Here is a 7,626-nt window from a genome sequence, read left to right as displayed (position 1 = left end):
CAAAACACCTTCCCGAGCGCCGCGAGGGTGTTTTGTCCGCAACTCAGCCGGGCACCGCACCCGGCTCGCCCCCGGACACGCTGCGCGGTCTCGACGCGGCCGAGTTCACCGCGGAGGACCTCCCGCGGCTCGAGGAGTTGCGAGGGCTGCGGATCGACCGCATCGGCGCGGAACCCGGCTACCGCGAGCTCATCGAGACGCCCGAACTGACCATCACGACGGTCGAGACGAACCAGCGGGACTGGTTCGACCTGGGCGTGATCGTCACGATCGACGGCCGCACGGTACCCTTCGGGCCGCTGTTCAAGGCGCTCGCCCTGGGCAAGCCGAAGCTGCTGATGATCGACAACACCTATCTCTCGCTGCGCCAGCCCGCGTTCGAGCGGCTGCGGACGCTGATCGACGAGGCCCGCAGCCTCACCGAATGGGAGACCGGCCTGCGGATCAGCCGCTACCAGGCCCAGCTCTGGGCCGAGTTCGAGGATCTCGCCGAACACACCGAGCAGGCCGCGGCCTGGCGGTCCGCGGTGTCCGGACTGCTCGAACGAACCCGCGCGGTCGACGACGGCGACGGCCGCGGTCTCCTCGCGCCCGTGCCGGTACCCGCGGGAGTGACCGCGACCCTGCGCCCGTACCAGCTCGAGGGTTTCGCCTGGCTCGCGTTCCTCTGGAAGCATCGCCTGGGCGGCATCCTCGCCGACGACATGGGCCTCGGCAAGACGTTGCAGGCCCTGACCCTGATCGAGCACGCGACGCGCGAACCCGACCCCGCAACCGAAACCGAACCCGGGCCAGAACGCGGCCCGGCGCCCGCCCGACCGCATCGCCCCTTCCTCGTGGTCGCTCCGACCTCCGTCGTCTCCAACTGGATCGCCGAGGCCGCCCGCTTCACCCCCGGCCTCCGCGTGCACGGCGTCGAGACCACCCAGTCGACCGTCCTCGGTCGCGGCGGCACAACGCTCGCGGATGCGGCCCTGCACCACGACGTGATCGTCACCTCCTATACGCTCTTCCGTCTCGACTTCGCGGCGTACCGCGCCCAGGGCTGGGCCGGGCTGATTCTCGACGAGGCCCAGTTCCTCAAGAACCACGCCTCCCGGCTGCACGCCTGCGCCCGCGACCTCGACGCGCCCTTCAAACTCGCCATCACCGGGACGCCGATGGAGAACCGGCTGCTCGAGCTCTGGTCCTTGTTCGCGATCGTCGCACCCGGGCTCTTCCCCTCCGCCCGCCGGTTCAGCGAGGAGTACGTCCGCCCGATCGAGAACCGCGACGAACACGGCGTGCGGCCTGCAGGCACGACAACCGACGGCGGGCAGCCCGGAAACCCGGCGCTCATCGATCGGCTGCGCCGCCGCATCCGCCCCCTGATCCTGCGCCGCACCAAAGACGTCGTCGCCCGGGAACTTCCGGAGAAACAGGAGCAGGTGCTCCGCATCGAACTGAACCCGCGGCACCGGGCACTCTACGACACCTTCCTGCAGCGCGAACGACAGAAGCTCTTCGGCCTGATCGAGGACCTCGACGCGAACCGGTTCATCGTGTTCCGGTCCCTGACACTACTGCGGATGCTGAGCCTCGACCCCTCCCTGCTCGGCGACACCTACGCGGACGTGCCCTCGAGCAAGCTCGACGCGCTCTTCGACCAGCTCGACGACGTCGTCGCCGAGGGCCATCGGGCGCTCGTGTTCAGCCAGTTCACCTCATTCCTCGGCAAGGCCGCCGCACGGCTCGACGCCCAGGGCACCCCGTACTGTTACCTCGACGGTTCGACCCTGAAGCGCTCCGAGGTCATCGACCGGTTCAAGACCGGCACGGCGCCCGTGTTCCTGATCAGCCTCAAGGCCGGCGGCTTCGGCCTCACCCTGACCGAGGCGGACTACGTGTTCCTGCTCGACCCGTGGTGGAACCCGGCGACGGAGACGCAGGCGATCGACCGAACCCACCGCATCGGCCAGACCCGCACGGTCATGGTCTACCGGCTCGTCGCCGCGGACACCATCGAGGACAAGGTGATGGCGCTCAAGGAGCGCAAGGCCCTGCTCGTCGGCTCCGTTCTCGACGGTGCCGGCCTCGACGGGGCTGGCCTGGAGCGTGCCGGCCTGGAGGGTGCAGCGGTGGCAACGGATGCCGGCGACGACTTCACCGCGGACGACATCCGGGCGCTCCTCGCGCCCTGAGCCCCGCCGGCCGCCAGCCGGCGGCTCGCGAGCGACCTAAGCGGACGCCGGCAGCTCGGCGGCTATCGACGCGGCCCAGGCATCGATCGCGACCCAGTCGCGGAAGTCACCCTCCGGGAGCAGGTCCCGGCCGGCCGGGATCATTCGCACGAGCCGGTCGCGGCGGCGCAGCGCCTCCGGGTTGAGCGCCCCGAAGAACACCTTGGTTCCCTGCGGTTCGAGCGCGGCCACGAACTCGTCGAACTGCTTCGGCTCGGCCTCGAGGATCAGCTCGCGCCCTTCGGCGTTCCTGGTCGCGGTCCCGAGCGGGCCGCTGCTGAACAACCAGACGGGGCGGGAGGTGAGCAGCTCGAGGTTGCCGCGAACGAAGTCGACGGCATCCTTCCGCCACGAGCCCATGTACGCGGAGCTGCCGATCACGAACGCGGTGTACCGGTCGGGATTCTCCACGGCCGAGACGGACTTCGCTTCGGCGTCGCGCCCTGCCTCGCGCAGCTTCCTCGCGATGCGCTCGGCGATCCCCTCCGTGGCACCGTACTTGCTCGAATACCCCACGAGAACCACCACGGTCCGCCTCCTGTGCTTCGGTCTTGCCTGCACTGCCATTCTGCTCCTCCCCGCGTCCGCGGCAGCCCGGAAGCCTGCCCCTCGTTCGGGTGTTCGCAGCGGATTTCCGGGACCTGCCCGCTGATATGCTGGGCAGACGCAGGCGGAGGGGCACCGGTACAATGACAACGCTGGCTCGCCGCCTCGGCACGTTCGTTCGGTATGTAGCCTCATCAGGCAATTGGCTTGTCTGGTTCACGTGCCTCCTGCTCTCCGCCTACACGGTCGCGCTCGTCTCGCAGGGCTCGGAGTTCAGCCCCTTCGTCGATGTGTGGCTCGCGATCATCACGAAGCTGAGTCTCGTCGCCGTGGCGTGGACCGCCGTCTTTCGCGCCGGCTTCGACCGCCTCGAGATCGTCTTCTCGGCGAGCGCCATCACGATCGTGGTGGCGGCAGACAGCTACGCTTACTTCCGGCCCGATGATTCCAGGCAGTCGCAGACCCTGCCCGACATCGGATACTTCTTCTTCTATGTCCTGATCGTCACGGCAATCGTGGTCCTTGCGCGCCGGCAGCGCCGCGCTCCGGGCTGGCCGGTCCTCCTCGAAGGCGCGATCGGAATCCTTGGTGCCGGTTCGGTGCTCGCGGCTCTCCTCACGCCGATCCTCGCTTCCGCAGGGACGACCATTGAGGCAGGCGCGACCGCCGTCGTCGTGACCTACCCGCTGTTCAACGCGATGCTCGTGCTCGTGATCGCCGGAACCGCGGCGACGCAGGGACCGGATCCCCGACGGCGGTGGATGCTGCTCGTGCTCGGGCTGATGATCTTCTCGGCGACCGAGATCGTCTACCTCCGTATCGGAGATGCCTACGTCATGGGCACCTCCCTCGACGCGGGCTGGGCGATCGGGCTCGGGCTCGTCGCCGTCTGGATCGATGCCTCGTCGCGCGAGACCGAGACGCACGGCCACGCCCAGGACAGCGTCGCTGCCGTCGCCGTTCCGATCGTCTCGACGGGCGCGGGCCTCGGGGTGCTGATCCTCGCGAGCCAGGTGCCCGTGACCGGCGTCGCCATCGCGCTGGCCGCGACCGCCCTCGCCCTCGCCTCCCTCCCGCTCGTGTCCCGGCAGATCGTGCTGCGGCGTCAGGCCAGGACCGACGACCTCACCGGGCTGCCGAACCGGCGCGCTTTGTACGGCGACGTCACCGCCCGGATCACCCGGGAGCCCCGGCGTCGCCGCGCCCTTCTCCTCCTCGACCTCGACAGGTTCAAGGAGGTCAACGACAGCCTCGGGCACAACGCCGGCGATCGTCTGCTCGTGCAGGCCGGCATCCGCCTGTCGGAGCAACTGGGCGAACAGGACCTGCTCGCCCGGCTCGGCGGCGACGAGTTCGCGATCCTTCTCGACGACGTCGGCCATGCCGAAGCCGTCGACTTCGCGATCCGGGTGCGCGCGGCACTTGCCGTGCCGTTCATCCTCGAGGGAATCGCCCTGCAGACCGGGGTGAGCGTGGGCATCGCGCTGTACCCGGAGCAGGGCAGCGACCTGACCGGGTTGATGCGCAAGGCCGACATGGCCATGTACAAGGCGAAATCGACCAGAAGCGGCCACCACGTCTACCGGAGCAACGACGACAGCCACGGCGACCTGAGGCTGCGCACCCTCTCCGAACTGCGGCTCGCTCTCGAGGACGACCAGCTCATCGTGCATTACCAGCCCAAAATCGACCTCGCCTCAGGGAGCGTCGCCGGCGTCGAGGCTCTCGTGCGCTGGCAGCACCCCACCCGCGGACTGCTCTTCCCCGACCAGTTCCTCGTGCTCATCGAAGAGGCCGGGCTCATGCACGCGCTGACCCAGCGGGTACTCGCTGTCGCGCTCGACCAGGCGAAGGTCTGGACCGCCGCGTGGACCGGGGACCTGCCCCTCTCGATCGCCGTGAACCTGTCGGCGAGTTCCCTCGTCGACGCCGAGCTTCCCGAACGGATCGACACTCTCCTCGCGGAACGCGGCCTGCCTGGCTCGGTGCTCGAACTGGAGATCACTGAAGACTTCCTGATGAGCGACCGGGACCGGGCCAGGGACATTCTGGCCAGGCTCCGCGCGAATGACATTCGCATTTCGATCGACGACTTCGGCACCGGCTACAGCTCGCTCGCCTATCTCCGCGACCTGCCCATCGACGAACTCAAGCTCGACCAGTCCTTCGTCTTCCCGCTCAAGGACGACCCGCGCGCCGCGGCGCTCGTGAAGTCCTCGATCGAGCTCGCGCACGGCCTCGGGCTGCGCATGGTCGCGGAGGGCGTCGAGAACGCCGCCACCTACGAGGCCCTCGCCGGTTTCGGCTGCGACCAGGCCCAGGGGTACTTCATCTCCCGGCCGATCCCGGCGGATGCCTTCGACCGATGGCACGCTGACCGCCGGTCGGTCGCGGAGCCGGTCGCCACGTGACGATCCTGCGCGGAGGGGCGCGCACCCTGAAGGCGCCGAGCCAGGACCCGGAGCTCTCGGCCGGGCAGCCGTCGAGCCGACCGCTGTGGATCATGGGCGTCCCGCTCGCACTCTACGTCGTGATGCTCATCGCTAAGGGCAGCGGTTACAGCGTCGTCGTCGACTTCGGCGTCGCCGAGCTCGTTGGTCTGGCGGCCGTCGTGGTCTGTTGGGCCGCCGTCCGCCGGGCCGGCTTCGTGCGGCGGGAAGTGACACTCGCCGCCGCCGCGGTCACGTGCAACGTCCTCGGCGACATCATCTTCACCGTGCTCACCCAGTTCTTCGGGTATCCCGGCTCCCCCTCGCTCGCCGACGTGTTCTATCTGGCCTTCTACGGCCTCATCGTCTCCTCCCTCTTCGTCACTGCCCGGCGGCAGCTCCGCAGGGTGCCCTGGGCGGCCTTCCTGAACAGTGCCGTCGGCTCGGTCAGTGTCGCCGCGTTCATGGCCGTCATCCTCAACCCGGTGCTCGTCTCTGCGTCAGCCGAGCCGTTGTCCCTCGAAACGGTGGTCAGCCTCGCATACCCGTTGCTTGACCTTCTGTTGATCGCGGCCATCGCGGGCGTTGCTGCGCTGTATGGCCGTCATGCCGGGCGCGCCTGGGTCGCCCTCATCGCCGGCCTCGTGCTCTTCACGGGCGCAGACGTGGTCTTCGCGCTCCAGGACGGCGGCTACGCCCTCGGCACCCTGCTCGACGTCAGCTGGACGATCGGGATCGTGCTCATCGCCGTCTGGGTAGACCGGGCGTCGTACCCCGTGACCGGGCCGGCGCGGGAGCCGAACGGTGTGATGGCGTTCGTCGTTCCGGCGATCGCGACGGCCGCTGGGCTCGGGATCCTCATCTACGCGACCCAGGTCCACATTTCGGCGCTCGCGATCGGTCTCGCCGGCGTCACCGTGGCTCTCGCGGTCATCCCGATGATCTCGAGGGAGCGGGGACTCAACCACCTCTCACGCACAGACGACCTGACCGGACTGCCGAATCGCCGGGCCATGTATTCCGACGTCGCGGCGCGGCTCTCGTCCGACCGGAAGCAGGGCAGCGCGCTCCTCCTTCTCGACCTGGACCGGTTCAAGGAGGTCAACGACAGCCTCGGTCACGATGCCGGCGATCGACTCCTGGTTCAGGTGGGCGTGCGGTTGGCGCGCGAGCTCGGACCGCTCGACCTGCTGGCGCGGCTCGGCGGCGATGAGTTCGCGATCCTCGTCGCACGCAACAGGGATGCGGAGGCATCCGCTCTCGCCGATCGGTTGCGTGCGGCGCTTGCGGTGCCCTTCACGCTCGAGGGGATTTCACTGCAGACGAGTGTCAGCATCGGCATCGCACTGTACCCGAGTCATGGCCGCGACCTGAGCGCCTTGATGCGCAAGGCCGACACGGCGATGTATGTGGCGAAGTCCTGCGGCAGCGGGCATCACGTCTACCAGTCCGACGATGACCAGCACAGCGAGGTGCGCCTGCGCACCCTTCAGGAACTGCGGGAGGCCCTCGCCGAGGACCAACTGGCACTGCACTACCAGCCCCGCATCGACCTCGACACGTCAGAGGTCCATGCCGCCGAGGCGGTGGTCCGCTGGAACCACCCGGTGCGCGGCCTGTTGCAGCCCGCCGATTTCGTCGATCTCATCGAGGACGCCGGGCTCGTGAGGGCGATGTCGGAGACCATGCTTGTGCAGGCGCTCGACCAGGTGGTCGCCTGGCGGGACCACGGGCTCGACCTCGGCCTCGCGATCCGGCTTCCCCCTGCCGCGCTCATCGACGCCGGCCTCCCCGAACACCTCGGCGCCATGATCGCGAATCGGGGGTTGCCCGCGTTCGTGCTCACCCTCGAGATCAGCGAGGAGTTCCTGCTCGCCGACCAGTCCCGGGCGCGCGCGGTGCTCAACCGGTTGCGGAGCCAGGGCGTGCGGATGTCTGTCGACGACTTCGGGACGGGCTACAGTTCCCTCGCCCTGCTGCGCGACCTCGCGATCGACGAACTCCGCCTGGACGAATCCTTCATCGTGGCGATGGGACACGACGATCGTTCGTCGACCCTCGTCAATTCCGCGGTCGCCCTCGCCCACAGCCTCGGATTGCGGATGGTCGCAGAGGGTGTGGACAACGACGAGGCATACGACGCCCTGGTACGGTTCGGCTGCGACTCCGCCCAGGGCCGCGTGCTCAGCGAGCCGCTCCCCGCCGCCGAGTTCGAGGCCTGGCTGGCCGGCCGCCTTGTCGCGGAGCAGACCCGGGAGTAGAACGAGGAGTGGAGAGGATCCGCATGTTCTGCTCCCAACGAAAGCTCGGACTGGCCGTCGTACTCGCGTTCAGCATGGTTCTGGTCGGCTGCGCGCAGTGGCTCCCCAGCCCGACGTCGGGCCCAACGTCGACGTCCGCTTCCACCCCCACCGCGTCCCCCACCGCGTACC

At 68.9% G+C, this 7,626-nt stretch carries 4 protein-coding genes; 3 read left to right on the top strand and 1 reads right to left on the bottom strand.

Annotation, left to right across the window (positions count from 1 at the left end; translation table 11 throughout):
• On the top strand, positions 1-2,180 hold a 2,180-nt coding region (locus QN350_RS18555), incomplete at its 5' end, for a DEAD/DEAH box helicase (protein ID WP_323517086.1).
• Between the two features lie 36 nt (positions 2,181-2,216).
• Here QN350_RS18555 and QN350_RS18550 read toward each other — a convergent pair.
• Positions 2,217-2,747 (bottom strand): flavodoxin domain-containing protein, encoded by a 531-nt coding sequence (locus QN350_RS18550; protein WP_322137666.1) that lies wholly within the window; start codon positions 2,745-2,747, stop codon positions 2,217-2,219.
• Positions 2,748-2,908: 161 nt separating this feature from the next.
• Here QN350_RS18550 and QN350_RS18545 point away from each other — a divergent pair, with 161 nt between their 5' ends.
• Together QN350_RS18545 and QN350_RS18540 are read left to right on the top strand one after the other, a co-directional pair.
• Positions 2,909-5,176 (top strand): putative bifunctional diguanylate cyclase/phosphodiesterase, encoded by a 2,268-nt coding sequence (locus QN350_RS18545; RefSeq protein ID WP_322137667.1) that lies wholly within the window; start codon positions 2,909-2,911, stop codon positions 5,174-5,176.
• Positions 5,173-7,455, top strand: coding sequence for a putative bifunctional diguanylate cyclase/phosphodiesterase (locus tag QN350_RS18540; RefSeq protein WP_322137668.1), 2,283 nt, complete (start codon positions 5,173-5,175; stop codon positions 7,453-7,455). Before QN350_RS18545 ends, QN350_RS18540 begins: the two co-directional genes overlap by 4 nt.
• The last annotated feature ends 171 nt before the right edge of the window (positions 7,456-7,626 follow it).

Source organism: Cryobacterium sp. 10I5 (assembly GCF_035019865.1).
GTDB lineage: Bacteria > Actinomycetota > Actinomycetes > Actinomycetales > Microbacteriaceae > Cryobacterium > Cryobacterium breve_A.
The sequence above is the reverse complement of the archived record's forward strand: the minus strand, read 5'-3'. Positions and strand labels throughout refer to the sequence as shown.

Excerpts from the sequence above, each read along its gene's own strand:
- QN350_RS18545 (WP_322137667.1), top strand. The coding sequence starts at position 2,909 with ATGACAACGCTGGCTCGCCGCCTCGGCACGTTCGTTCGGTATGTAGCC.